Source organism: Leifsonia xyli (genome assembly GCA_001647635.1).
In the GTDB taxonomy this organism is placed as follows: Bacteria; Actinomycetota; Actinomycetes; order Actinomycetales; family Microbacteriaceae; genus Leifsonia; species Leifsonia xyli_A.
Map to the genome: position 1 here is coordinate 2,175,802 of CP014761.1, position 24,594 is coordinate 2,200,395.

Annotated in this window: 16 protein-coding genes and 4 pseudogenes; 13 read left to right on the plus strand and 7 right to left on the minus strand. The window is 73.0% G+C overall.

All coding sequences use genetic code 11. From position 1 onward, the window contains the following. Positions 1 to 32: 32 nt before the first annotated feature. The 4 genes from A0130_10660 to A0130_10675 are packed head-to-tail and all read right to left on the minus strand — an operon-like array spanning position 33 to position 4,664. A complete protein-coding gene (locus tag A0130_10660; GenBank protein ANF32073.1) occupies positions 33 to 1,502 on the minus strand; it encodes a sucrose phosphorylase in 1,470 nt (489 codons plus the stop codon). Then, positions 1,499 to 2,293 (minus strand): hypothetical protein, encoded by a 795-nt coding sequence (locus A0130_10665; GenBank protein ID ANF32074.1) that lies wholly within the window; start codon positions 2,291 to 2,293, stop codon positions 1,499 to 1,501. The genes A0130_10660 and A0130_10665 overlap by 4 nt, the downstream gene beginning before the upstream one ends. Beyond that, on the minus strand, positions 2,278 to 3,177 hold the full coding sequence (locus tag A0130_10670; GenBank protein ID ANF32075.1) for a hypothetical protein: 900 nt from the start codon (positions 3,175 to 3,177) through the stop codon (positions 2,278 to 2,280). Before A0130_10670 ends, A0130_10665 begins: the two co-directional genes overlap by 16 nt. After that, positions 3,174 to 4,664 (minus strand): hypothetical protein, encoded by a 1,491-nt coding sequence (locus A0130_10675; GenBank protein ID ANF32076.1) that lies wholly within the window; start codon positions 4,662 to 4,664, stop codon positions 3,174 to 3,176. The genes A0130_10670 and A0130_10675 overlap by 4 nt, the downstream gene beginning before the upstream one ends. A gap of 79 nt (positions 4,665 to 4,743) precedes the next feature. On the opposite strand from A0130_10675, the gene A0130_10680 reads away from it, so the two are divergent. From A0130_10680 to A0130_10710, 7 genes and pseudogenes are all read left to right on the plus strand, one after another. After that, positions 4,744 to 5,580, plus strand: a complete 837-nt coding sequence (locus A0130_10680) for a hypothetical protein (GenBank protein ID ANF32077.1) — start codon at positions 4,744 to 4,746, stop codon at positions 5,578 to 5,580. Next, positions 5,580 to 6,854: a hypothetical protein gene (locus A0130_10685; GenBank protein ID ANF32078.1), complete on the plus strand. Its 1,275-nt coding sequence runs from the start codon at positions 5,580 to 5,582 to the stop codon at positions 6,852 to 6,854. Before A0130_10680 ends, A0130_10685 begins: the two co-directional genes overlap by 1 nt. After that, entirely contained in the window at positions 6,836 to 7,489 is a 654-nt protein-coding gene (locus A0130_10690; protein ID ANF33396.1) for a hypothetical protein, read from the plus strand. The genes A0130_10685 and A0130_10690 overlap by 19 nt, the downstream gene beginning before the upstream one ends. A gap of 144 nt (positions 7,490 to 7,633) precedes the next feature. Further along, the gene (locus A0130_10695) at positions 7,634 to 9,520 is read left to right on the plus strand and encodes a hypothetical protein (GenBank protein ANF32079.1); all 1,887 of its coding nucleotides are present in this window, start codon (positions 7,634 to 7,636) and stop codon (positions 9,518 to 9,520) included. Then, positions 9,501 to 11,242, plus strand: a pseudogene (locus A0130_10700) (multidrug ABC transporter ATP-binding protein). Before A0130_10695 ends, A0130_10700 begins: the two are co-directional and overlap by 20 nt. After that, complete coding sequence (locus A0130_10705) at positions 11,212 to 13,062, plus strand: hypothetical protein (GenBank protein ID ANF32080.1); 1,851 nt, start codon at positions 11,212 to 11,214, stop codon at positions 13,060 to 13,062. The pseudogene A0130_10700 and the gene A0130_10705 overlap by 31 nt, the downstream one beginning before the upstream one ends. A gap of 60 nt (positions 13,063 to 13,122) precedes the next feature. After that, the gene (locus A0130_10710; protein ANF32081.1) at positions 13,123 to 14,712 is read left to right on the plus strand and encodes a sugar phosphotransferase; all 1,590 of its coding nucleotides are present in this window, start codon (positions 13,123 to 13,125) and stop codon (positions 14,710 to 14,712) included. A gap of 15 nt (positions 14,713 to 14,727) precedes the next feature. Here A0130_10710 and A0130_10715 read toward each other — a convergent pair whose 3' ends face one another. Next, entirely contained in the window at positions 14,728 to 15,651 is a 924-nt protein-coding gene (locus tag A0130_10715) for a phosphodiesterase (GenBank protein ID ANF32082.1), read from the minus strand. A gap of 59 nt (positions 15,652 to 15,710) precedes the next feature. Then, positions 15,711 to 18,272: pseudogene (locus A0130_10720) on the minus strand (hypothetical protein). Between the two features lie 131 nt (positions 18,273 to 18,403). Between A0130_10720 and A0130_10725 the strand changes: the two are divergent. The 5 genes and pseudogenes from A0130_10725 (at position 18,404) to A0130_10745 (ending at position 22,563) form a co-directional block, all read left to right on the plus strand. After that, a pseudogene (locus A0130_10725) lies at positions 18,404 to 19,407 on the plus strand (oxidoreductase). Between the two features lie 42 nt (positions 19,408 to 19,449). Then, positions 19,450 to 20,484: a dehydrogenase gene (locus A0130_10730; GenBank protein ID ANF32083.1), complete on the plus strand. Its 1,035-nt coding sequence runs from the start codon at positions 19,450 to 19,452 to the stop codon at positions 20,482 to 20,484. Positions 20,485 to 20,560: 76 nt separating this feature from the next. Next, entirely contained in the window at positions 20,561 to 20,806 is a 246-nt protein-coding gene (locus tag A0130_10735; protein ID ANF32084.1) for a hypothetical protein, read from the plus strand. A gap of 30 nt (positions 20,807 to 20,836) precedes the next feature. Then, complete coding sequence (locus A0130_10740) at positions 20,837 to 21,532, plus strand: hypothetical protein (protein ANF32085.1); 696 nt, start codon at positions 20,837 to 20,839, stop codon at positions 21,530 to 21,532. Next, positions 21,532 to 22,563, plus strand: a pseudogene (locus A0130_10745) (hypothetical protein). Before A0130_10740 ends, A0130_10745 begins: the two are co-directional and overlap by 1 nt. A 472-nt stretch (positions 22,564 to 23,035) precedes the next feature. On the opposite strand, the gene A0130_10750 reads toward A0130_10745, so the two are convergent. Continuing rightward, the gene (locus tag A0130_10750; protein ANF32086.1) at positions 23,036 to 23,854 is read right to left on the minus strand and encodes a hypothetical protein; all 819 of its coding nucleotides are present in this window, start codon (positions 23,852 to 23,854) and stop codon (positions 23,036 to 23,038) included. Between the two features lie 55 nt (positions 23,855 to 23,909). Between A0130_10750 and A0130_10755 the strand changes: the two genes are divergently transcribed. Then, positions 23,910 to 24,578: an HAD family hydrolase gene (locus A0130_10755; GenBank protein ID ANF32087.1), complete on the plus strand. Its 669-nt coding sequence runs from the start codon at positions 23,910 to 23,912 to the stop codon at positions 24,576 to 24,578. Positions 24,579 to 24,594 lie beyond the last annotated feature (16 nt).

Consider the following 24,594-nt stretch of genomic DNA (forward strand, 5'->3'; position numbering starts at 1 on the left):
GGGGGTGGGGGAAGGGTGAGGTCGCGGGTGGTTCAGAGGGCGGCGAGCGCGGCGACGGAGTCGGCGGTGAGCGGTCCGTCGACTCCCTCGAGGTGGATGCGGAAGCGCGGTTCGGGGGCGAACGCGACCTCGAGCGTGGCGCGCTCGTCGCCGAGCGTCCACTCGAGCACGAGCGCATCCGCCTCCACACGGTAGCCGAACTCGCCGGAGAAGGCGGGATGCGCCGACCGGAGCCGGACGAGCGCGAGCTGGGCGCGGGTCACGTCGCTCGCCATCGCCGCGTCGAACTCCTGCGGCGTGTAGACGTGCCGATTGACGTCGCGGCCCTGGCCGGTGCGCTGGAACAGGGCGACGTCGTCCAGGCCGCCGAGCAGTCCGACGTAGTACAGCTGCGGGCGCCCGGGCAGCCAGAGCTGGACGGCGCGGCACAGCAGGTAGGCGTCCGCGTCGGCGCCGAGGGCGGAGAAGAAGGTCGCGTTGATCTGGTGCGGCAGGCTCATCCACGCCGGGATGACAGAGGCGATGGTCGAGTGGCCGTGCGTGGCCTCTGCGGCGCGGGCGAAGATCGCGGCCATGTCGTCCTGGCTGATGAGGCCCGGGCGGTCGCCGGACGGACCCGCGTCGATGATGCCGATCCCGTCGTGAGTGTCGAGCACGGTGATCGCGTTCTGCGGGCGGATGCGCAGCCACTCCTCCAGGCGGTCGGAGGTGCCGGTGCCGAGGCTGTGCAGCAGCAGCGGCGCGAGCGCGAAGTCGTAGACGAGGTCGACGAGCGGCGCGATGGCGAGCTGCTGCGTGTAGTGCGCGTGCACCTCCACGAGCACCCGAAGGCCCTCCTCGCGGGCGAGCGCGACGATCTCCCGCACGAACTCCAGCGTTTCGGGCGTCATGAAGCTGTCCGAGCCGGGTGTCTTCACCGCGTAGCCCACCGCGTCCAGCCGGACCGTCGTCACCCCGCCGTCGTGCAGGGCGGCGAGGATGCGGCGGAGGTACGCGCGGGCGCGGTCGTTCGCGACGTCGAGGTCGACCTGGCTGGGCATGAAGGTGGTCCAGACCAGGCGGCGGCGGCCGTCCGCCATCCGGTACGCGGTGAACGGCAGTCCGGGTCGGGGGCGGTAGAAGGCGGTGATGTCGTCCTCGGAGGCCCGATCGGGGAAGACCGTGTCGAAGGTGAGGAACATGCCGTCGTGGGCGGACTCCTCCCCGAGCGCCAGCCAGTCCACGAACTCGGCGGACTCGCTCGAGACGTGGTTCACGATCAGGTCGGCGGTGACTTCCCGGTTCGCCGAGATGGCGCGGACGTCGTCCCAGGTGCCCAGCCGGGGGTCGACGGCACCGTGGTCGATCGGGTCGAAGCCCGCGTCGGCGCCGTCGAAGGGCACGAAGAACGGCAGGGTGTGCACGCCCGCGAAGTCGCGGAGCGGGCCGTCGAGAAGGGCACGCAGGCGCGGAAGGTCGCCGCCGAGGCGGTCAGCGTAGGCGAGGAGGTCGACGCCGGTCATGAGGTCGCTCCGTTCTCTGAGGAGGTTCCGCCGGATCCGGGGGCGGCCGCACGGTTCGCGCTGGCGTCCGGCGTCCCCGGATCCGACGGGGTCAAGGCCTCCGCGAGACGGGCGACGCCGCCCGCCGGGGAGGTGAGTACGGGGAGGGCGACGCCGGCGGACTCGGCGGCGGCCGCCATCGAGGCCTGGGCGAGGACGAGGACGGCGGCCGCGGCCCCGTCGTCGGCGGGGTTCGCGGCGGCACGGACGGCGTCGGCGATGAGACGGTCGTGAGCCGCCTGGTCTCCGGAGGCGCGGGCGGCCGCGGCGCCGTCGACGACGGTCGCGGTCACGGTTGCGGCGACACCCTGGGCCGCCGCCTCGCGCTCGATCAGCCGGGTGGTCGGGCCGAGGGTGGCCGTGTTGGTCGCGAGCACCGCGATGCGGGCCGGGGCACCGGAGCCGCGCGACGCGTCGGCGGCGAGGCGAGCGGCCTCGCCGGCCATGGCCGCATCCACCCGGATGACCGGCACCGCGAGGTCGGCCGCGGCCTCCTCGGCAGCCTCGCCGATCGAAGAGCAGGTGACCAGGATCGCGTCCACGCCCGAGTCAGCCAGGTGGCGCAGGTGGACGGCGACGCGGTCTCGCACGGCCGGGGTGACGCCCTCGGCGATGGCGGTCTCGAGCATCCACGCGTCGACGACGTGCTCGCGGTTCGTGCCTGCGATCGCGTCGGCGACCAGCGCGTCGAAGGTCGGCGCGAGAGCGGGGACGGTGTGCAGCAGTCCGGCGATCATCACGCCTCCCGCCAGGGACGCGCCTCGCGGTCGACGACGTCGATCAGGGCTTCCAGCCGCGGCACCGAGAGCTCGCGCAGTGCGCCGGCCACGTCATCGCGGCCGACCACATCGCTCCACAGCGCGCGGCCGGCGAGGAAGCCGCTCGCGCCGGCCCGGCACGCCGCCTCGACGGCGGGGAGGAACGCCGGACGGTCGACACCCTGCGAGAGCACCACCCAGGGCCCTGTGATGCTCGCGTTCAGCCGCTCGCTCGCCTCCCGCTGGGCGGCCGCGTCGCCGGTGCCCGACATCGGCACCTGGACCTTGTAGAGACTCTGGCCGGATGGGGACAGCTCGGCGGCGGCCTCGCGGATGGCGACGTCCAGGTCCCAGGTGCCGGCGTCCAGCTCCTCGGGCGTCGCTCGGACCACCGGCTCCAGCACCGACAGCACACCGCGAGCGCGGCACTCGGCGACGAACCGATGCACGAGCTGGACGCGCTGCTCGCGCTTGGCGTCGCGACGCCAGATGACGAGCAGCTTCAGCGCCGAGACGCCGTCGAGGTCCGTCTCGGTCAGCACGACCTCGTCAAGCGCGGTCTCCTCGACCGGACCGCCGTCCTCCTGGGTGAGGTCGTCGGCGGCCAGGATGAGGCCGGTGCCCGACGGCAGCGTGTCGCGGACCGCCTCCCAGCCGAAGTGCCGGTCGATCAGGAAACCGGATGCCAGCGGGCCGAGCGCCGCGGCGACGTCCAGCTTGAAGCGGATGAGGACGTCGTCGGCCGGTCGTCCGGCGCCGGCGAGGTCGAACATGTGGCGGAGGCTCTCGCGCTGATCCATCGCGACCATCGCAAGGGCGCCGGTCGTGCGGGCGATGGCGTCGAGGTCGAGTGCGGGACGGGAGGCGGTGTCGGTCATGCGGGTTCCTTGCTTCGGAGCGTCGCCGCCTCCACGAAGGCGTCCAGCAGGGCCGGATCGCCCGCGGAGGCGACGCTGTCGGCGCTGCCCGTATCGTGCGGGCGCACGGGCAGCGAGGTCGTGAGGCCGGCCACGCGGTGCGCGGCGAGCAGGGCGGCGCCGGTGGCCACCGGCTCGGCGGCGTCGACACGGCGCAGTCGGCCGGGGAGGAGGCGCTGCTTGAGGCGCCACCAGGCGGCGTTAGCGGCTCCGGGGCCGCCGAGCACGGTGAGGTCGAGATGACGCGCGCCGGTGAGTCCGGTCTGGGCCGCGTCCATCCAGGCGAGCTGGAGGGCGAGACCGGTCAGGACGGCGGTGAGCGTCGCGGCGGGGTCGGCGAGCGGGCCGGAGGAGTCTGCGGCCCGCTGCACCAGGCGGACGGAGGCCGTCCGGTCCGGGGCCGGGGACTGGCGACCCCGCAGGTAGGGGAGGAGGAACGTGTCGAGCGGACCGTCCGCGAGCGACCGGGCGCCCTCGAGCGCGGCGTGCCGGTCGGCACCGGGGATGAGCTCGGCGAACGCCCACTCGACCAGCCCCCCGGCCGTCGGATTGCCGGCCAACACCGTCTCGTACCGGCCGTCGACGCTCCGGGCGAGGCTCATCCCCTGGCGCCGGGCGGCATCGCGCGGCACACGCGCGGCGATCCGGAGCAGGGCCTCGGCGGTCCCGACGGAGTCGGCCGCGTCTCCCGGCTCGCGCACGCCGGCGGCCCAGGCGCCGACCGCGTGGTCGTGTCCGGCCGCGACCACGGGGATGCCCGCCGGCAGGCCGAGGGCGGCGGCCGCGTCCGCAGCGAGCGGGCCGGCGGTCTCCCCCGGGAGCGCCACCCGCGGGAAGCGGTCCGCCGTCAGCCCGACCAGCCCGACGAGGTCGCGGTCGAACTCGCGCGCGAGCGTCTCGCCCGGCGCCGGAAGCCGGTAGGCCATGGTGCGGGCAGCGAGCGTGTGGTCGGTCACCGCCTCGCCGGTCAGCGCCGCGATCACCAGCGCGTCGACGCCGAGCCAGCGGGCGTCGTCGAGCCGCGCATCCTGCTGGTCGGCCAGCCGCTGCCAGTGCACCAGCGGAGACTTGCGCGGCGCGGGCACGCCGGTCGCCTCGTAGAGGGCCTCGGCCCCGGTGGCCGCGACGAGCGTGTCGGCGGTGCCCGTGTCGCCGTCCGCCCAGCGCAACAGCTCGCCGCGGGGATGCCCGTCCGGTCCGGCGAGCGAGCCGGTCTCGCCCATCGACGCGACGCCGATGGCGACGATCGGATGCGGGCTGTCGGTCACCACGTCGCGCGCCGCCTGGAGGACCACCGATTGGAGCGCCGCGCCCGACGACGGCGTCGGCACCGACAGCGTCCTCTCCTCGCGCACGCCGTCACCGAAGACGGCCAGCACCACCTTCGTGTTGGTGGTGCCGACATCCACGCCGAGAGCGGCGAGAGGAGCGGAGGTCACGGACTCCATTCTGTTCACTTCCGAACATTCGCGTCAAGATTTGTCCGTTTGTTGACAAGCGCAGCGAGCAGCCGGTTGGATGGACGCCGTGCGCTACACCGATGCCCCCGCCCGCCGCGACGAGCTGCTCCGACGGCTGTCCGTCGAGGGCTACGTGTCGTCGTCGCGCGTCGCGGAGCAGCTCGGCGTCTCCGAGATGACCATCCGGCGCGACCTGCGCCAGCTCGAGGCCGACGGTCTCGCCCGGCGCGTCGTGGGCGGCGCCAGCCTCCCGAACCTCGGCCACGGCCGGCCTTTCGACGAACGCGCCGTGACTGGCGGCGCCGAGAAGCGCTCCATCGCCGAAGCCTGCCTCGACCTGCTCGACGGAGCGGTCACCGTGGCCCTCGACGCCGGGACGACGGTCGCCGGCCTGGCCGGGATGCTGCACGCGGGCACCACGATCATCAGCCACTCGGCGCCGGTCATAACGGCGGCGATCGACCGCGACGACGTGGAGCTCGTCGCCGTCGGCGGCGTCTACCAGGCCGAGACCCGCAGCTTCGCCGGCGCCACCGCCCGGCGCACCATCGCCGACTACTCGATCGACGTCGCGGTGCTGTCGGCGACCGCGGTGGACACGCGCGGCATCCTCTGCGCCAACGCGCTCGACGCGGAGCTCAAGCAGGAGCTGGCCCGCGCCGCCCGCACGACCGTGCTGCTCGTCGACCACTCGAAGCTCGGCGCCCGGGCCCCGATCCGCGTGGGGGGGCTCGACCTGGTGGACGCGATCCTCACCGACGCGGGCGCCGATCCCGACGACGTCCGCACGCTGCGCGAGGCCGGTGCGACCGTGATCGTCGCCGGGGAGCCGTTCGACCCGACCCTGCTCTCCGGTCGCGCGCAGACCCCCGCATCCGACGAGCCGGGGGTCGGCGTCTCGTGATGCGGCTCGGCGCCGTCGCCGACGACGTCACCGGCGCCTGCGACCTCGCGGGCCGCGTCGTCGAGGCGGGACTCCCCGCGACCGTCCTGCTCGGGACGCCCGATGACGCTCCCGGCGACCTGTTCGAGGCCGGCTCGGGATGCACTGTCGTCGCGCTCAAGGTGCGCACCGCGCCGGACGCCGAGGCGGCATCCGCCTCCGGCGCGGCGGCCCGCTTCCTCCTCGATGCCGGCGCGACGCAGCTCTACCAGAAGTACTGCTCGACCTTCGACTCCACGCCGTCCGGCAACATCGGTCCGATCGCCGACGCGCTGGCATCCGCGGTGGGGACGACCGCGACCATCGGCACCCCGGCGACACCCGGCGCCGCCCGCACGCAGTACCAGGGGACGCTGTTCGTCGACGGCGTGCCGCTCGCGGAGTCGCCGATGCGCGACCATCCGCTGACGCCGATGCGCGACTCCGACCTCGTGCGCCTGCTGTCGCCGCAGACCCCGGCGCCGGTCGGGCTGGTGCGCTGGCAGGACGTCCAGCGCGGGGCACAGGCGGTGGCCGCGCTGGTCGATGCCGGACACGTGCTCGTGGATGCGCTGACCGAGACCGATCTGGACGTCATGGCCGAGGCGATCGGCCGAATCGCGGCCGAGCGACCCATCGTCGCGGCAGGTGGCGCGGGCGTCGCGACCGCGCTGGCCCGCGCCGCGGTGACCTCGGACCCCGAGATCGCGCCCCCCACCGCGACGCTTCCGCGCGTCCCGCTCACCGGCCGCCTCATCCTCGCCGGCAGCGCCTCGGCCGCCACGCGCAGCCAGATCGCGGCCTTCCGCGGCGAGCGCCACATCCTCGACCCGCTCGAGCTCGCCCGCGGCCCGCACGCGCTGACGCGGATCCGGGATGCGCTGGCCGCGCACGTCGACCCGCTCGCGCCGGTCCTCATCCACGCCTCTCCGGAGGTGGCCGCCGCCCAGGCCGCGCTCGGCCCCAATCGTGCCGCCGCGCTCCTCGAGGACGCGCTCGCGGAACTGGCCGCCTTCGCGGTCCACGAGCTCGGACGCAGCCACCTCCTCATCGCGGGCGGCGAGACCTCGGGCGCGGTGACCGCGCGGCTCGGACTCTCCCGGCTCCGCATCGGCGCGCAGGCGGCACCGGGCGTGCCGTGGGCCGTGTCGTCCTCGGACGCCGGCGACGGGCCGCGCCCTGTCGCCGTCCTGCTCAAGTCGGGCAACTTCGGCGGCCCCGCCCTGTTCACCGACGCCTGGGAGGTTGCGCCGTGACGACCATCCGCACCGAGGCCGAGGCCCGCGCCGCCATCGTCCGCGCCTGCCGCCACCTGTCGGCGGCGGGGCTCTCGCCCGGCAGCTCCGGCAACGTCAGTGTCCGCGTCGGCTCGCGCATCATCGCCACGCCCACCGGGTCGTCGCTGCGGGCGGTCGCCGAGGACGAGCTGGCCGCCACGCCGGCGGACCAGGAGGGCGTGCCGCGTCCCACGAAGGAGCTCCCGCTCCACGCCGCGATGTACGCCGCGCACCCCGCCGCGACCGCGGTCGTCCACCTCCACTCGCCGCACGCGACGGCGATCGCGTGCCTGCCCTCGGGGGACAGCGGGTATGCGCCGCTGCCGCCGCTCACGCCCTACCGGGTGATGCGGCTGGGCGATGTGCCGCTCGTGCCCTACGCCCCACCGGGCAGCGCCGAGTTGGCCGCAGGCGTGGCAGCCGCCGCACCCGGGCATCCCGTGCTGCTGCTGGCGAACCACGGGCCGGTCGTCGCCGCCGCCACGCTCGACGCGGCGATCGACCTGGCCGAGGAGCTCGAGACGGCCGCCCAGCTGACCCTGTTGCTGAAGCAGGCGCCCGCGGTCGCGCTCGACGCCGCCGCCGTCGCGGCGCTCACGCCGCCGGGCCGCTGAGCCGCCTCCCCCTTCTCTCTCACCGCTCGATCCCCCAGGAGCACCCACGATGTCCAGCGTCCGCGCTGCCCCCCGTCGCCGCCGCGCACCCCGCGCGGGGCGCGCATCCCCTCCGTCCGCCCTGACGAGAAGCACCTGTCGTCCGTGCCGCGGTTCCTGCTCTGGCAGGCGGCACGCCAACCCGCGACCCTCAGCGCCGGCGTGCTGTTCGGCGTCGTGTGGATGCTGTGCCAGGCGGTCTGGCCGTACCTGCTCGGCCGCGCGGTCGACGAGGGCGTCTCCGGCGACCCGTCCGCCCTGTGGACCTGGTGCGGCGCGCTGCTCCTCGTCGCCGTGATCCAGGCGGTCACCGGGATGCTGCGCCACCGGATGGCCGTGTCCAACTGGCTGCGGTCGTCGCTCGGCGTCGCGCGGCTGATCGGCTACCACTCGGCCGAGACCGGACCGGCCATCACGGCGACCACCTCGTCGGGCGAGATCGTCGCGACCGTGAGCACCGACTCCCTCCGCCTCGGGGCGATGTTCGACGTGACTGCACGGCTCGGCGGCGGCGTCGTCGCATTCGTCGCGGTGTCGGTCATCATGCTCAACGCCTCCCTCCCGCTCGGCCTCGCCGTGGTGATCGGCGTGCCCGCCGTCGCGCTCGTGCTCGCGCTGCTGCTGCGTCCGCTCCGGACACGCCAGGCGGTGTGGCGCGAGGAGGCCGGCGGCCTGACGACGCTCGGCGCCGACACCGTGGTGGGCCTGCGCGTGCTGCGCGGGATCGGCGGCGAGCACGAGTTCGTCGACCGCTACGCGACGCAGTCGCGGCGGGTGCGCGCCGCGGGCGTCGGGGTCGCGAAGACACAGAGCTGGCTCGATGGGCTCCAAGTGCTGCTGCCCGGCGCCTTCCTCGTGTTCATCGTCTGGTTCGGCGCGCACCTGGCGCTCGACGGCACCATCACCCCCGGCCAGCTGACGGCGTTCTACGGGTACGCGACCTTCCTGGTGCTCCCGCTGCGCACGGCGGTCGAGGCGGCGCAGACCTTCACCGCGGGCGTCGTCTCGGCGCGACGGGTGCTGTCGGTCCTGCGCACGCAGCCTGCCGCCCGCGACGCCTCCGAGCCGGCCGAGGCGCCCGCGTGGGGTTCTGCCATCGAGGACCTCGCGTCCGGCGTCGTCATCGAGCCCGGCCGGTTCACCGCCATCGTCGACGCCGACCCGGATGAGGCGGCCGGCATCGCGACGCGCCTCGGCCGTTTCGACGACAGCGTCCACGACGAAGCGCCCGTGCTCTGGGGCGGCGTCGACCACACCCGCGTCCCGGTGCGGGAGGTCCGGGAGCGCATCGTGGTCAACGACGCCAACCCGCACCTCTTCGGCGGTCGGCTGCTCGACGGGCTGGACACCCTGCCGATCCGCGACGCGGAGTACACGGACACCTCCACCGGACGACTGCGCCGGGTCTCCGCTGCGCTCGATACCGCGGCGGCGAGCGAGACCGTCGAGGCGCTGCCGGAGGGCGTGCACGAGCGCGTCGCCGAGCGCGGCCGGACCTTCTCCGGCGGCCAGCGACAGCGGCTCAGCCTCGCCCGCGCGCTGCTCACCGACGCCGAGGTGCTGGTGCTCATCGAGCCGACGAGCGCGGTGGACGCGCACACCGAGGCGCAGATCGCCGAGCGGCTGCGCCAGGCCCGCGACGGCCGGACCACGGTCGTGGTGACCGCCAGCCCGCTGCTGCTCGACCGGATGGACACGATCGCCGTCGTCCGGAAGGGCCGCGTCGTCGGGACCGGCACCCACCAGTCCCTGCTCCGCGAGGACGACGACCTCGGCGACCTCTACCGGGCGATCGTCTCGCGGACCATCAGCGCAGCCGAGCCCGCCGACGGCGAGGAGCTCGACGCCGCGTGGACCGGCTCGATCGACGCCCTGTGGACGGCCACCCACCCGGTGACCGCGCAGCGCCCGGCCGGCGACCGCAAGCGCACGAAGAAGAACAAGAAGAAGAAGGCGAAGAAGGGGACGGACGATGCTGCTTCCGATCGCTAGCACCGCGACCGTGCGGGCGACCGGCGCCCGCCTCATCCGGCAGCACCGCGGCGGCCTCTCGGTCGTGCTCGTGCTGCACACGCTCGCCGCCGTGGCCGGCCTCGCGGGTCCCGCGCTCATCGGCCTCATCATCGACGGCATCACCGGCGGCAGCCTGTCGTCCGCGGCATCGACACCATCGCCCTAGTGCTCCTCGGCGCGATCGTCTGCCAGGCCGTCCTCATCCGCTTCGCGCAGCGGCAGTCGATGATCCTCGGCGAGGGCGTGTTCGCGCAGCTGCGGGAGGAGTTCCTGGCGACCGTCGCGCGGCTCCCGCTCTCGACGGTGGAGGCCGCCGGGACCGGCGACCTGCTCGCCCGCACGACCAACGACATCCAGTCGGTCGCCCAGACGGTGCGGTTCGGCGTGCCGCGCATCCTCGTCGCGGCGGTGACCGCGGTGCTGACCGTGGTCGCGGCGTTCCTGGTGAGTCCGCCGGTCGCCGTCGCCATGTTCGCCGGGGTGCCCATCCTGGTGTTCGCCGCGCGGTGGTACCTCCGGCGCTCCGGTCCCGGCTACCAACGGCAGCTCGCGTCGTACGCCACCCTCGGCGGCACGATCAGCGAGACCGTGGACGGCGTCCGCACGATCGAGGCGCTGAGCCTCGCGCCCGCGCAGCGCACGAAGATCGACGCCGCCCTGCGGGAGCGCCGCGAGTCCGAGTGGTACACGCTGTGGCTGCGCTCGTGGTTCTTCCCGAGCACCGACATCGCCTTCCTCCTGCCGGTCATCGTCGTGCTCGCCTGGGGCGCCTACCTCGTCGGTGCGGGCGTGGTCGGGATCGGAGCCGTGACCGCCGTCGCGCTGTACGCCATGCAGCTCGTGTCGCCGGTCGACGAGCTGATCAGCTGGCTGGACGAGATCCAGGTCGGCACGACCGCGCTCTCGCGGATCATCGGCGTGGCCGACGTGCCCGAGGACCGCCACGCGACCGGCGAGCAGCCGGCCGACGAGCACGTCGTCGCGGCGGACGTCCGCTACTCCTACCGCGAGGGCACCGAGGTGCTGCACGGCGTCTCGCTCGACCTCGCCGTCGGCGAGCGGCTGGCGATCGTCGGCCCGTCCGGATCCGGCAAGTCGACGCTGGGCCGCCTGATGGCGGGGATCACCGAACCGTCCGGCGGCCGCATCACCGTCGGCGGCGTGCGGTTGGTCGACCTCCCGCTCGACGACCTGCGCAGCCACGTCGCCCTCGTCACGCAGGAGCACCACGTCTTCGTCGGCACCATCGCCGAGAACCTGTCGCTCGCGAAGCCCGGCGCCGGACGCGACGAGCTGGCCCGCGCCCTCCGGGTCGTGGATGCGCTGCGCTGGGTCCGCTCGATGCCGAAGGGCCTCGACACGGTCGTCGGCTCGGGAGGGGTCGTCCTCACCCCGGCGCAGGCGCAGCAGCTCGCGCTGGCTCGGCTCGTACTGCTCGACCCGCACACGCTCATCCTGGACGAGGCCACCTCGCTGCTCGACCCCACCGCCGCGCGGGACCTCGAGCGGGCGATGAACCGCGTCCTCGAGGGACGCACGGTCGTGGCGATCGCTCACCGCCTCCACACCGCGCACGACGCCGACCGGATCGCGGTGGTGCGCGACGGGCACATCGACGAGCTCGGCAGCCACGAGGAGCTGGTGGCCGCGGGAGGCGCGTACGCCGAGCTGTGGTCGTCGTGGCACGGGGGCGGCCGGTGAGCGGACTCGCGTGGCGCGGCGTCGTCGAGGGCTTCTACGGCGAGCCGTGGTCGCACGCCGATCGGCTCACGTGGTTCGAGCGCGGGGGCGCCATCGGGCTGAACCACTACCTGTACGCACCGAAGGACGACCCCTGGCACCGCGACGCGTGGCGCGAGCCGTACCCGGCCGACCGCCTCGCCGCCCTCGCGCGGCTGAACCACGAGGCGGCCGCGCGCGGCGTCCGCTTCGTCTACGCGATCTCGCCCGGGCTCTCGATGAGGTTCGACGAGGACGCCGAGCACAAGGCGCTCGCGGCCAAGTGCCGACAGCTGCTCGACGCGGGTATCCGGTCGTTCGCGCTGCTGTTCGACGACGTGCCGATGGACGATCCTGAGGCGCTCGGACGCGCGCACGGCGCCACGGCGGCGCGGTTCCAGGAGGCGTTCCTCCGGCCTGCGGGGATCGACGAGCCTGTGCTGTTCTGCCCCACCGACTATGCGGGACTCGCGCGCACGCCCTACCGCGTCGGGCTCTCGGAGACGCTGCCCGTCGACGCGCGGGTGCTGTGGACCGGCCCCGACATCGTCGTCGGCGCGGTGACCGCCGACGATGTCGCGCAGGCCGCGCGCAGCTTCGGCCGCGACCTCGTGCTCTGGGACAACTTCCCGGTGAACGACTTCGACCGCTCCCGGCTGTTCCTCGGCCCGCTGTCCGGGCGGGAGGCGGCACCGGGTCTGGTCGGCATCGTCGCGAACCCGATGGTGGAGGCCGCGCCCTCCCGCTTCGCGCTGGATACGGTCGCGGAGTGGGCGGCGGATCCCGCTGCCTACGATCCGGCCACAGCGGCTTCGCGCGCGTACGCGGCGGTTGCCGGGACCGACGCCGGCCTGCGCACGCTCGTGGACGCGTGCAGCGCGTGGCCGCCCGGTGCACCGCGCTGGCCGCGACTCGACGACCTTGTCGCGACGGAACGCTGGCGCGAGGCGGCGGACCTGCTCGCCCGCCTGGCCGACACCCACCCCGGGCCCACGACGCCGGCCGACCTCGCCGCGCAGCTCGCGCCGTGGATCGCCGCGGCGCGAGCGGCCGGAGCCTCGGGCGTACTCGCCTGCCGCGTGCTCGCCGGCGACGAGCCGGCAGCGAGCGCCGACCGCCTCCTCGCCGCCCGCCGGGCCCTCGAGGCCGAGTTCGCCGACGTCGCGCGCGGCGCCGTGCTCGCCCTCGTCGATACGGCCCTCGAGGGCCTCGGCGTCGCGCCGCACCGCCTGCTGGGCGACGGCGCTCTCATCGCCGTCCTCACCGGCGCGAACCCCGCGCCGGGCGACCGTGAGCTGGTCGAATTCCTCGGCGGGGCCGGGATGCGTGCGCAGCTCGGCGACGATCCGGATGCCGACCTGATCATCGTCACACGCCAGGCATCCGAGGCGGTCGCGCGCGCCGCGGGCTTGCGCCCGGTGCCGCTGCTCGCGTGGGCGCACCTCGTGCCGCTGGGTCTGGCTTCCGCCGCCGCCGTCCCGCTCTCGGTGGACCGCGTCCACATCGCCGACCCCGCGCATCCGGTAGCCGCCGGGCTGTCCGGGGAGGTCGTCGTCTACCGCGGCCGGTCGAAGCTGACCGTCGCCGATCCGTCCGTGGAGACGGCGGTCGTCGCGCGCGAGCCGGAGTCGGGGCGGGCCGTCATCGGCCTGACGCCCGCCGGCGCGCGGATGGCCGACGGGACCGTGGCACCCGCCGCGCGCGCCACGTTCTTCCTTGCCGCCGACGGGTTCGCGCCGTGGCTGGTGACGCCGGAGGCGCGCTCGCTGCTGCTCGCGACGATCCGGGAGCTGCTCGGCTGACCCCGGCTGCCGGACCTCGGGCGGGCAGCGCGGCGCAAGCGGCCTAGAGTTAGGCATGTAATGGCTGAGCTTCCTCCCGCATCCCTGTCCGACCAGCCCGAGCCCGTCGTCGTCACCAGCGACACCGGCATCGGCGTGCGCCGGTTCGTCCGCGACGACATCGTGCTCCGAAAAGGGCTTTACACGCTGGTCAGCGGCCCGTTCACGCCGCGGGAGTCGATGATCGAGGACCTCCTCGCCGTGCGCGACGCCCTCGACGAGGCGCGGCTGGAGTACCTGCTGGTCCGCGACGACGACAACCGTCTGATCGTCGCCCTCGACCGCCGCAACCGCAAGCAGGCGGCCGTCGCGCTCGCGGAGGCGTTCGCCGACGAGCCGTTCTACGCGCGCAGCATCGACCCCGAGAAGGGCACCGACGACGGCGACCTCCTCATCGCCGACGGACGCCTCTCGCGCCGCAAGGCCGACATCCTGCGCATCTACCGCCCGCGCCTGGAGCCGATCGGCCGTCTCCGCTACGGCGCCGACACCGCGTTCCAGCTCGAGTTCTGGAAGTTCGGCGACGACGAGATCACCGCGCCGTGCCCCAACGCGCTGATGCGTCCGCGACTCCCCCGCAGCGAGGCCGTCGAGGCCGAGGTCGAGCTGTACGGTCGGCGCTGGCGCACGCTGCAGCACATGTTCGACCCGCTCTCCAGCGACGTCGCCTTCGACATCGACATCGTGTTCTCGTGGGTCGACGGCTCCGACACCGAGTTCCAGCGCCGGCGCGCGGCCCGGATGGCGTCGTACGTGGTCGGCGAGGGCGACGACAACGAGGCCCGCTACCGGCAGATCGACGAGCTCAAGTACGCGCTCCGCAGCGTCCACATGTTCGCGCCGTGGATCCGCAACATCTACATCGCGACCGACTCCCCCGTGCCGCCATGGCTGGATGCGCAGCACCCGCGCATCCACATCATGCGGAGCGAGGACTTCTTCTCCGACCAGTCCGGCCTGCCGACGCACAACTCGCACGCCGTCGAGAGCCAGCTGCACCACATCCCGGGGCTGTCGGAGCACTTCCTGTACTCCAACGACGACATGTTCATCGGGCGGCCGCTCTCACCCGACGTGTTCTTCTCGCCGGGCGGCGTGACCAAGTTCGTGGAGGCGGGCACGCGCATCGGCCTCGGCGAGACCGACCCGACACGGAGTGGGTTCGAGAACGCGGCGCGCGTCAACCGCCGCCTGCTCTGGGAGCGGTTCGGCGCGGTCACCACTCGGCACCTGGAGCATTGCGCGGCGCCGCTGCGGATCAGCGTGCTGCGCGAGATGGAGCAGGAGTTCCCCGAGGACTTCCGCCGGACGGCGACGAGCCCGTTCCGCTCGGCGACCGACATCTCGGTGACGAACTCGCTGTACCACTACTACGCGCTGATGACCGGCCGCGCGGTGACGCAGACGCAGGCGAAGGTGCTCTACATCGAGACGACGCTGCGCCAGGCGCCGGACATGATGCGCCGCCTGCTCAAGAAGCGCGACCAGGACATGTTCTGCCTCAACGACGGCTCCAAGCCCGAGATCGACCCCGAAGAGCGCACGCAGATCGTGACCGACTTCCTCGAGCGCTACTTCCCGTTCCCCGCCCCCTGGGAACTCCCCACCTGACCCCGCCCGACTCGGTCAGGCGAGGATGCTGATCGGCTCCGTCGGGGCCTCGCGGCGGGCGGCCGGCGGGATGCGGATGCCGTCGGCGGCCAGCCGGCGCGCCGACTCCTCCGCGTCGATGTAGTCGAGCGCCGGGTACTGGCCGAGCGGCACGACCGAGTGCAGCACCGTGTTCGGGTAGACGTGCACGAGGTTGAACGCCGCGGCGCCGTCGCGGCCGCGCGTGCCTCCGACGGGAACGTTGAGGTCCTGCGTGTAGCAGCTGGCCGACGCGACCGACACCGGGATGCCGGCGAACATCGCCGTCGACGAGTAGTGCAGGTGACCGGCCAGGATGCTGCGCACGTCGCTGCCCTCGAGCACCTCGCGCAGCTGGGACTGGTCGCGCAGCTCCACCGACACCGCGAGGTCGAGCACGCTCGGGATGGGCGGGTGGTGCATCGCGAGGATGGTGCCCTCGGGCGCCGCGGTCGCGAGTTCCGCCGCCAGCCAATCGAGCTGCGACTCGCTCACATCGCCGTAGTGGCGACCGGGGACGGTGGAGTCGAGCACGATGATCCGCAGGCCCCCGATCCAGTACACGTCGTCGACCGGCGAGACGTCGGGCAGCTCGTCGCGCAGGCCCTCGCGGAACGCCGCGCGCTCGTCGTGGTTGCCCATCACCCAGATGACGCGGGCGCCCATCCGCTCGGCCGCCGGATCGACGAGTGCACGGATGCGCTGATACGCGTCGGGCTGACCGCGATCGGCCAGATCGCCCGTGAACACGATGGCCTCCGGGCGCCCGCCGGACGCCTCGACCTCGTCGAGCAGGGCACGCAGGTGGTGCTCGCTGTCGACGGAGCCGTAGAGGCGTTCGCCACCCGCGAGCAGGTGGGTGTCGCTGATGTGCAGAAGGAAGTGGTCCGGCCGCGGGTACTCCGCGATTCGCGTCTTCACGGGGATATCTCACCACCCCGATCTGAACGCGCCGTGAACGGACGCGGTGTGCCGCCTGGATCGGCGGGATGCGCGTTCCACGTCTCCACCCGCACAGGGATGCCCGCCGACGCCGCCAGCCGCCGTGATTCTCCGGGCAGCAGGGGACGCGGATCGCCGCTCACGGACAGGATGCCGGGCTGGACGGACGGCCGCGCATCCACCACCCGAAGCGTCAGAGCGGCCACCCCACCGGTATTGCGGACCACCACCGTCCCGTCCTCCTCGCGGCCCGTCGCGAGGGTGGGCGCGGGCACGTCGAACAGGGCGGCGAAGTCGGACGTCGCCGTCGCGATCATCCGTTCGAGGTCGATCACAGCGTCAGCATGCCGCCATTCGCCCTCCCAGAGAAAGACCCCGTTCAGGGCGCTGACCGGCACCTCCAGGGTCCCGACCGGGATCGGATAGCCGACCGACGGCGCGACGACCACCTGCTCTGCCAGCACCGACCCGTCGAGCGAGCGGGCACGCAGCACGACGGTCGATTCGGCCCCGACCGGGTCCTCCGCCCACAGCCACGCCTCGACCGACGCGGAGGCCTCGCCGGCCCACACCGCTCGCGACACCTTCAGCGTCACGCGGCGCCGCTCGAACGCGCGCGCCACCGCGAAGAACGCCGGCTTCGGGTCGCCGCGGAAGTCGACCGCCGCGGTGCACCACGCGTTCGGGAAGCTCTCGTTCAGCTGCCACGGCAGCACCATGCTGCAGCGCGGCGAGCGCCGCCGGTCCGCCTCCACCGCGTACTGCAGCCCGGTCGCCTGGAGCAGCTGGGAGGCGCGGTTCAGGGTCTCGAGCGTATCGGGGCGACCGCCGAACAGCTCCACCACCTGGTCGGCGTTGTTCCACCACTCGCCGAGGTGCCGGTAGACCGGGTTGGTGCGGTCGGCGGGCCAGCGGTCGTCCGCGGGGACGAGCGCCTCGAGTGATCGCAGGTTCGTCATCCCCTCGACGCCGAACTCGGTGTGGGCGAGGCTCGTCCCGGCGTTCGCGAGCGTGTACTGCCCGACGAGTCCCTGGTGCTCCCACGGCCCGTGCACGTCGTGCTGACCGTCCGGGTCCGCGTGGATGCGGTCGAGCCGGTTGTGGAACTCCGGCCCCGTCGGCGACGTCGGCAGCCAGCCGCGGTCCGGGTCGAGGCGGCCGACGGTCTCGGACAACGCCGCGAGCACCGGCGACCGGTCGTCGGAGAGCGGGACGCCGGCCTCGTCGAGCTCGTTCCCTCCGCCCCAGAGGAGCAGCGACGGATGGTGCGCCCGCGTCGGCACCAGCGCCTCTGCCTCCGCTCGCATCAGGGCGACGAACGCGGCGTCCGTGCTCGGTGCGCTCTGCATCCCGGAGCTCGATTGCGAGAACTCCTGCCACACCAGCAGGCCGAGGCGATCGCAGGTGTCGTAGAAGTGCTCGGTCTCGATCAGCCCGCCGCCCCAGACGCGCATCAGGCGAGCGCCGGACGCGGCGGCCAGCTCGAGCAGGTGCTCCACCTTCGCCTCGTCGATCGAGCCGAAGAGGGTGTCGGCCGGGGTCCAGTTCCAGCCGACCAGGTCGACCGGCCGTCCGTTGACGACGGCGGTGTACGGGAGGGATCCGGCCGGAGCGCCGGGATTCGGCACCAGCTCCGCGGTGCGGAAGCCGACCGTGCGAGTGGTCGCGTCGGCGTCCCCGAGCGCGACCGTCACCTCGTAGAGCGGCTGGCCGCCGACGGTGTTCGGCCACCACAGCTCCGGGTCCGGGATGCGCACCTCCGCGGCCCCGTCGGACGCGGGGACGGACACCTCGGCGACCGCCCGCCCCTCCCGCGAGACGGTCACAGTGACGCCGTCGTCGTCGACGGCCCCCAACGGCGCCGCCCACGACACCTCCACCACACCGAGTGGTGACACCTGGTCGCCACTCGTCCCCGATGGGAGCATCGGCTCACCACTCGACGCCGTGAGGCGGGAGCGGACGACGACGTCGGCGAGCAGGGCGCGGGCGAATCGCACGCGAACGCCCTTCCACACTCCCTGGTGCCGCAGCCGCGGCGAGAAGTCCCAGCCGTAGCCGAGCCGCGGGGTGTGGACGCGCACGCGCTCCGTCCGCCCGACCTGCGGTTCCGAAACCGGCGCGGGATGCACGCGCAGTGCGAGCTTGTGCCGCCCCGCGGCCCGCTGCTCCGGCGTCAGCGCGAACCGGCCGCGGCGGTACAGCCCGTCGACCGAGCCGAGCCGCTCGCCGTCCCAGTACACGTCGGCGCCCGGGTCGACGCCGTCGAGCTCCAGCACCGCCACGCCCTCCGCAGCGGACGCGTCGAGGTCGACGGCGCGCCGATAGACCCACGACCGCTCGGCGACCCACTCGGACGCGCGGCTGTTCCGCCCCACCCGCGGGTCGGGCACCTCGCCGGCCCGGTGGAGGTCGTCGATCACCGCCCCCGGCACCCGCGCCGCCAGCCACCCGGGTGCCGCCGCGATCGCCGCGGACGCCTCCGCCACGTTGTTGCCGGCCTCCGGCAGCGGTGCCCCGAGGTACCACTCGGCGGTGTCGCCGAGGGCCTCGCGGATGGTCCAGTCGTCGCCGTCGAGCGGCATCGTCGCAGTGCACACCCCTCGATCATGGCTGATCTGGGAACGATTCCAGAAATTCCGCCTAGAGTCTTTCGACTGCTCCGGAGCAGAAGATACGCTGGCCGGGTTCGCGCGCATCGAATTCATCTGGCAAGGAGGCCTTGACAGGCATGTCCCCCCATCTCGCTGTCGCAGCGATCGGCTTCTGGCACGTCCACGCGGGCGACTACGCGCGCAACGTCCAGCAGCACCCCGACACCACCCTCGTCGCCGTCTGGGACGACGACGCCGACCGCGGCCGCGCCGCCGCCGACGAGTTCGGCGTGGAGTTCGTCGCCGACCTCGACGAGCTGCTCGCGCGTCCGGAGCTCGACGCCGTCACCATCACGACGGCGACCGACCAGCACCGTGACGTCATCGGCCGCGCCATCGCGGCGGGCAAGCACGTGTTCACCGAGAAGATCCTCGCCCCCACCGTGGCGGGAGCGGAGGAGCTGGTCGACCTCGCCCGCGAGGCTGGCGTCGCGCTCGTCGTCTCGCTCCCGCGCCTCTACGACGACTACACGGTCGCCATCGAGCGCGTGCTCGACGAGGGGACGCTGGGCGAGCTCACCTACTCGCGGGTGCGGCTGGCGCACGACGGCTGGGTCGCCGGCTGGCTGCCCGAGCGGTTCGCCGATCCGGACGCCGCGATCGGCGGCGCCCTCACCGACCTCGGCTGCCACCCGGCCTACCTCACCCGGCTCTACCACCGGGCCGAGCCGCTCAGCATCTCAGCGAGCTACGGCAGCGTCACCGGGCGCGCGGTCGAGGACAACGCGGTGGTCACGGCCGCCTTCCCCGGCGGTCGACTCGGCGTCTTCGAGGCGAGCGTCGCCACCACCCCGGGCGCCTTCACCGTGGAGCTGCGCGGGACGCAGGCCACGCTGACGTTCGGCTTCGGCGGCGAGCGCCTGCTCGCCAAGGGCGGCGCGTTCGGGAGGACTGGCAGGAGCTCCCGCTCCCCGAGCCGCGGCCGGGCGCCTTCGCGCAGTGGGTGCAGCACATCCACGACGGCACGACCGCCGACGACAACCTGCGTCACGCCGTCGAGCTGACCCGCACGATCGTCGCCTCCAACGAATCGGCCGCCTCCGGTCGCGTCGTCGAGCTCGCCCCCGCACCGGTCGCCTGACCCCTTTTCTCTCACCTTCTTCCTCTGAGGAGCACGTTCACCATGTCCACTGACACCATCCGCATCGGCCTCATCGGAGCAGGCGGCATCGCCGGCGCCCACGTCGCCGGGTACCTGCGCAACCCCGAGACGGTCACCTTCGCCGCCGTCGCCGACCCGGTCCGCGCGTCGGCGGAGAGCCGCGCGGGCGACTCCGGCGCCGCGATCTACGCCGACTACGCGACCATGCTCGCCGAGGCCGACATCGATGCCGTCGACATCTGCCTGCCTCACCACCTGCACAAGGACGCGATCGTCGCCGCCGCCCGTGCGGGCAAGCACATCCTGTGCGAGAAGCCGCTCTGCCTGAGCCCGGAGGAGGCCGCCGAGGTGGATGCCGCGGTCGCCGAGGCCGGCGTCACCCTGATGTGCGCGCACAACCAGCTGTTCCTCCCCGCCGTGGCGAAGGCGAAGGAGCTCATCGACGCCGGGGCGCTCGGCCGGATCTACGAGGTGCGCACAACCGACAGCTTCTTCAACGACTTCGACCCGTCGAACATGGGATGGCGTGCCCACGCCTCCACCAGCGGCGGCGGCGAGCTGATCGACACCGGCTACCACCCCACCTACCTGCTGCTGCATCTCGCGGGAGGTTCGCCGGTCGAGGTCACGGCGATGCTCGCGACGCACCGCCTGTCGTTCATGGAGGGCGAGGACTCCGCGCAGGTGCTCGTGCGCTTCGACAACGGCGTGATCGGCAGCCTGGTCACGAGCTGGGCGTACCAGCCGGCGGACGGCACCGAGAAGTTCTCGGTGGTCGGCGAGCGGGGCAGCCTGACCAGCGACGGCACGTCCCTCACCCTCCGCGGCCGCGGCGACGACGAACCGACCGTGTACGAGCTGGAGCCGGTGCACGAGTTCGGCGAGGAGATCGCCCACTTCGCGCGCAGCATCCTGGACGGGACGCGACCGCTGCACACGCAGAAGGAGGGCATCGAGGTGCTCGGCATCATCCTCGCCGCCTACGAGTCGGCGGAGCGCCGGACGATCGCGCCGGTCCGCTCCGCTCGCGAGCTGGTGACCGCGTCGGGCGAGTGACACCCAGGGGGCGTCTTCCCTGACGCGGGAATCGGGGGTATATCCAGCGGGCCTGCGCCGGAGTTACAGTTCGCACATGAGCATGCAGCGGACGGGGGCCCGCAGCGCACCGGAGCCCCACCGTCAAGATGATTTCGTCGCGGTCCCGTACCTGCGCCAGGGCCAGCTCATCTCCCTGATCCGATGGAATCTGGTCAACGGGGAGTGGAAGTACACCACCATCCTCGCCGAGTACCTCCATCGCGACGAAGGCTCGTGGTACCTCATCATCAACGGCAACCGCGCCCGGCTGGACCGATCGGAGTGGGCGATCTTCAACTGAGGTCGCCCACTCTCTGGGTACTCTGCCGATGTGACCCAGACCGAGAAGAGAGAGCGGACGGCGGAGCCTGAGCATCGCTGGCCCGCCGTGATCGCCACCATCGTCGCCCTCGCCGCCTACGCGTTCCTGCCGAGCGTCGTGCCGGCGATCGAGCGCTACGCGGTTGTCGGCATCTGCCTGCTCATGGTGATCGCCCTGGTGATCTACAACCCGCACCACCTGACGCGGGAGTCGGCGTGGTCGCGGCGCGCGGAGATCGCGCTCGCGATCTTCATCCTCGTCGCCAATCAGATCGCGTTCGCCGAGACGATCGTCCGGCTGCTCAACAAGAACGGGAACGGGTACGAGCTGCTGCTGGCCTCGCTGCAGGTGTGGGTCACGAACGTGATCGCGTACGCCCTCATTTTCTGGGTGCTGGACCGCGGCGGCCCGGTGGCGCGGGCGATGGTCCCGCGGCCGAAGCTGGCGCTGGCCGACTTCCGCTTCCCGCAGGACGAGGACCACGACGCGGTCGACGAGGTCGCCCGCGGGTCGAGCAAGAAGGCCGACTGGGTGCCGAACTACATCGACTACTTCTACTTCTCGCTGTCCAACTCGATGGCCTTCAGCCCGACGGACACCATGCCGCTCACGCACCGGGCGAAGCTCCTGATGGCGCTGGAGTCGTTCGCCGGCTTCGTCCTGCTCGCGCTGGTCATCGCCCGGGCGGTGTCCCTCATCGGCTGATGCGCACCATCCGGAGCACACGGGCCACGCGGGCGACCGCCGCGGCGATCATGGCCAGTGCCGTTCTGTGCCTGACCGCCTGCTGGGCGGAGAGCCCGCCGACGCCCGCTCCCTCCATCCCGGCAGGCCGGCAGTCCAAACCGGCAGCGAACTCGGGATGACGGGCGCCCACCGGTCCGAGCATCGTCTTCCGCAACACCGCCGCGGGCGCCGACTTCGGCAAGGTGTCGTCGGTCGCCCTGTCGGCGCCGGGTGGCGCGCGTACCGTCTCACCGCTCATCTGCGAGCGCGTCGCCGCTACCCGCAAGGCACTCTCCTGCCTGAGCCGGCTCGACACCGACCCGGTGGGGTATCGCGAGACGCTCTACGAGGCGGACGGATCCGAGAACGTCTTCTGGTCGCTCCCCGGGCCGCCGAGCCGCACGCGCCTGTCGCCTGACTCCCAGCTCGCGGCCTGGACCGGCTTCGTCGACGGGGAATCGTACGGGGGCGTCGCCTTCTCGACGCAGACGATCATCACCCGGGTGCACGGCACCTACTACGGCCCGCTCGACGCCTTCACTTTCCTGGTGGATGCGAAACCCTACGCCGCCGCCGACCTCAACTTCTGGGGCGTGACGTTCGCCGACGACGGCAACTCCTTCTACGCGACGGCCGCCTCCGCCGGACGCACGTGGCTGGTCCGCGGCAACCTCCGTGCGCGGACGCTCGTCGCGGTGCGCGAGGGCGCCGAGTGCCCGTCCCTGTCGCCGGATGGCACGCGGGTCGCCTACAAGAAGAACCTCGGCACGGTCGACGCTCCGCGGTGGACGCTCGCGGTCTACGACCTCGGGTCGAAGACCGAGACCGTCCTGCCGCTGAGGGGGAACGTGGACGACCAGGCGGAGTGGCTGGACGACCGGACCCTGCTCTTCGGCCTCCCGGTGGCCGGCTCCGACGGCGACTTCACCGTGTACTCGGCGCCGGCGGACGGTTCGGCGGCCGAGTCGCCGTTCCTCGAGCACGCGTGGTCGCCGTCGGTCGTTCACTGAACTCACCGGGGACCTCGCTGACCTGCGGGCTCCGACCGTCTTTGCCGCAGGACCGGACGCCTCACTCGCGGAGAGCACCATCGTCTGGACGAGGACGGCCGCCACGAACGCCACCACGACGACGATCCGACGCGTCGTCCTTCACGCCGAAGGATCGATCGCCCCGGCACCCCTCGGGCGCGACGAAGGTCGTGCGGTGCGTCGTACGTTCCGTCGGGATGCGTGGCGTCGCCGGCATCGCCCTCCTTCGCGGGCTCGCGTTTCACGTGTTCACCCACGTAGACGGAGGCGTCCACCGATCGTGACGCGAGTCGGCCAGAAGCGGCGGCGGCGGGAGCCGGCGGGTCCGTCATGCCCGAAAGGCGGGCCCGCCGACCTGCATCCGTCCCGCGCCGGATGAGGGGAGAGCAGCGGGGACGATGTCCTTGTATTGCAGCAGGTCCGAGGCGGTTGCGATAGACAGCGAGGGTGCCTACAGACGGCGCCAGTCATCCGACGTCAGGTGCGAGCCGGCCTGCGGACCCATCTGCAGCATCCCGCCATCGACCGCCCACGACGCGCCCGTGACGTAGGACGCTGCCGGCGAGGCGAGGAAGGCGATCACGGACGCGATCTCGCGCGCGTCTCCCGGACGGCCGAGCGGCACGCCGGGGCGGTGCACCTCGCGCGGGTCCTCGTCCTCGGCGTCGTTCATCGGCGTCGAGATCTCGCCCGGCGCCACCGCGTTGGCGGTGATCCCGTACTCGCCGAGCTCGAGGGCCAGGGTCTTCAACAGACCGCCGAGCCCGTGCTTCGCGGCGTCGTAGGCGGCGGACCCGACCCGCGGCTGGTGCTCGTGGACGCTCGTCACACCGATGATGCGGCCGCCGCGTCCTGCATCCACCATCCGCCTGGCCATGCGCTGGATGCAGACGAACGCGCCGTCGAGGTCGCCGCAGATGGTCTTCCGCCAGGTCTCCCAGTCGGTGTCGAAGAACATCGTGCCGCCGTTGATGCCGGCGTTGTTGACGAAGACGTCGCAGCCGCCGAGCTCGTCGGCCAGCCGGTCGACGACGTCCCCGCACGCGGGGGCGTCCGTGGTGTCCAGCTGAGTGACGACCGCGCGGCGGCCTTTCTCGCGCACGAGCCGCGCGGTCTCCTCCGCGCCCTCCTCGTCGGAGTGCCAGGTGATGCCGACATCCATGCCCGCCTCCGCGAGGGCGACGGCCGTGGCGCGTCCGATGCCGGAGTCGGACCCGGTCACGATGGCGGTGCGCGGGTCGGTGAGCTCGGGGTAGGTGTGATCGGCCATGTCCGGCACGGTGCACCCCATCCCGCCGCCGCGCAAGGGTGGTAGTCGTGGAGCCATGACCATCTCCGCAGTGCTCTTCGACGTCGACGGCACGCTCGTGGACTCCAACTTCCTGCACGTCGACGCGTGGAGCCGCGCGTTCGCCGAGATGGGCACGCCGGTCGACTCCTGGCGCATCCACCGGGCCATCGGGCAGGACTCCGCCCGGCTGCTGGAGCAGCTGGTCGGCGAGCGCGACGACGAGTGGATCACGCGCGCGAAGGACCTGCACTCGCAGCACTACACGGAGCAGTCGGGCCGCTTGCGCGCGTTCGCCGAGGCGGCGGACCTGCTGCGCCAGCTGTCGGGTCGCGGCATCCGGGTGGTGCTGGCGACGTCGGCGCCCGAAGACGAGCTGAAGATGCTGATGGACGTGCTGGATGCGGAGGACGCCATCCACGCGACCACGAACGCGGACGACGTGGCGACGGCCAAGCCCGAACCCGGCATCATCGAGGTCGCCCTGGATCGCGCCGGGGCTCAGCCGTCGGACGCGCTCTTCATCGGCGACTCGGTGTGGGACATGATGGCGGCCGCGCGGGCGCACGTGCGCTCCGCCGGTCTGCTCTCCGGCGGGGTCGGTCCGTCCGAGCTCTTGGAGGCGGGCGCGGTGTCGGTCTTCGACGACCCCGCCGACCTGCTGGCCCGCATTGACGGCGTGCTCAGCGGGCGCCGTTCCGCCTGAGCCCGGCCGGACGCCC